The 2248-nt window shown below is 46.0% G+C and carries 3 protein-coding genes; all 3 read right to left on the reverse strand.

Going from position 1 to position 2248, the window contains the following annotated elements:
- Positions 1-100: 100 nt before the first annotated feature.
- The gene (locus tag HZA10_11230) at positions 101-652 is read right to left on the reverse strand and encodes an HDIG domain-containing protein (protein MBI5196874.1); all 552 of its coding nucleotides are present in this window, start codon (positions 650-652) and stop codon (positions 101-103) included.
- Positions 653-717: 65 nt separating this feature from the next.
- Positions 718-1002: a hypothetical protein gene (locus HZA10_11235; GenBank protein MBI5196875.1), complete on the reverse strand. Its 285-nt coding sequence runs from the start codon at positions 1000-1002 to the stop codon at positions 718-720.
- 15 nt (positions 1003-1017) lie between these two features.
- Complete coding sequence (locus HZA10_11240; protein ID MBI5196876.1) at positions 1018-1983, reverse strand: chromate resistance protein; 966 nt, start codon at positions 1981-1983, stop codon at positions 1018-1020.
- Positions 1984-2248: the final 265 nt, after the last annotated feature.

Below are 2248 nucleotides of genomic sequence, written 5' to 3' on the forward strand. Positions count from 1 at the left end.
AGATATGAGGTAAAAAGAGGCAGAGCTGGGCTTTTTGATATGGTGGAGCTGAATATGGCGAAGAGGCCTGTGGTGCAGAGCAGTATAAAAGGACTTTGCTTCATCCTCTGTTTATCAGCCCCTGTATCTCCTTATGATAAGACAGATACCGGTTGAGGGTTTTTTCATTCTTGCCGTATATGGGATATTGTTTAAGTATCTCGACAAAATTAGCTTCCGCGTCCGATTCATACCCGGTTGCAACAACCCCGTCCATTATGATGTCCACAAGCCTGTCGGCATATATAACGATTTTTTCCTCAAGGGTTTGCAGGGAGTAACCCTTTACAGGCAATCCAAGCTCTTTAGCCTCGTCTTCCGTTAATCCGCCCCTTATGTGTTTTTCCATGATGCCTGTAATTTTTTCAGGCAAACCAAGTTTCTTTCCAAGCAGCGCGCCTATCCTGCCATGCTCAATCTCATGTGTTATTGCCTTGCCGAGGTCATGGAAAAGGGCGCCCCTGCCGATGGTCTCCATGTCAACATCAACGCCCGTCCTTTTAGCGACCTCAAGCGCCTTTTCCGCCACCTTCATGCAATGTTTTATATCGTCTTCCGATACCCCTGTCTCTTTGAGCAGCTGTATGTCCGAGTCCTGAATTATGTAATCCATGATGGTCTCCTGAGTTGATTGGGTCATTCCCGCTTTCGCGGGAATGACCCTTATGAGAACACAAACTATTTTACCCCGAAATACGCTAACGCATCTGCAACGGTATTCTCAAGGTCGTGCTGTATGTGGTTAAACTTAGCCTTTACGTCATCACGGATGTGCCGGATATATTCTTCCCGCGCCTCCTTGCCATACCTTTCCTCCATCATCTTTCCATATTCATAAATCTTGGTAATATCGTGTCTCTCCGCCTTTTTCTCAGGGTCGGCGTCAAGCCATTCATGCACCTCGCGATATTCCTTTCCGGTCCTTTCCATGCTTGCCATTAAGTGATTATTGATAGGCGGCATACGTATCCTCCTTGTTCAGGTTTTGGATGAATAGAGAAACTCGAACACCTCCATGCCCCTTTCGAGTATTTCGCTGTCGTCCTTTGAAGATTTTCTTATCCCCCGGAGTATCTCTTCAATGCCCCTTGACTCTTGAGGCGCGTAAACTCCGTCTTTCAAGTCCAGTTCGTGGACTATCTCCGAAATAGTTTTAAGGGCCTTGTCCTTAATCCTGAAACACTTTAAAAGCACCTCAAAGGTGCACATCCCCCCCGTATGGGTAAACTCGCCTGCCTTTATATCGAATAAGACATCGCGCAGGCCCGCCTTTTGAGCCTCGTTTTCTTGTATGAATCTGAAAGTCGCCTCGTTGTCTATAAACTTTTTAACGAGCCATGCGGACGCTATCCTGTCCACGAAGGGTCCTTTTCTTGTTACCCATGTCCGGCGGCGGTAGTCTTCCGCTCTTTTGTTTATAATCAGTTCCTCTTTAGCGGTATAGCCGGAAAGGTTTCTAATCTCGTTTTCAGCTTCTGATATTCTTTTTTTCAGCGCTATGCCCGCCCTTGAAGCGAAAAAATCAATTCTTTGAAATTCTTCGAACCCCTTTGAAAGCTTTTTCAGGCGTCCGGAGAGCTTTTTAAAATCAAACGCCCCGGTTCCTTTTTTCACTCCGCTTATTTTGCGCTCAATCTCGTCAAGCTCCCGTTCGATTTTTTTGTAATCCTTTTCCCGCTGGCCGTTGACAAGCCCAGTTAATTCAGCGTCCTTTATATTCTCAAACCGCTCTATCACCGTAAAATCCGCGTCTCCCTTAAGGGAGACAACCTCGTTCGCCAGCCATTGAAGGAGTTCATAATGCCCCTCGCTATAAGGCAGTATGTAGACCGCCCCCTTGAGCTGAACCGCGCCGGATTTTGCAAGCTTTCTCCATACCATCATCCGCGTGCTTACCGGTTTTGCAGGCACGCTGTAAAAGAATAAAAGCCATCTGCGGTTCATCTTCCGCTTTTTTTTGTTATACATGTTATCAATGTAACACATATAACATAAATGTCAATATTCATTCTATGACAACCAGCATAGCGCCACGGCATCGTGCGGTAAAAACCACGTAACGCCAAAAACCTGTCGCAGCAAAGTCAAAATGTCCCCTTAAGTGCAAAGCGGAAATGTCCCCTTCGTTAAGTTATCGGGTTTTGATTTCAAATAAACCCATGAATATGACTTTGCTCTTCGGCTTTTGCGTTTAAGCATCCTTATCGGC

The sequence above is a fragment of the Nitrospirota bacterium genome (assembly GCA_016212185.1).
Taxonomy (GTDB): domain Bacteria; phylum Nitrospirota; class Thermodesulfovibrionia; order UBA6902; family DSMQ01; genus JACRGX01.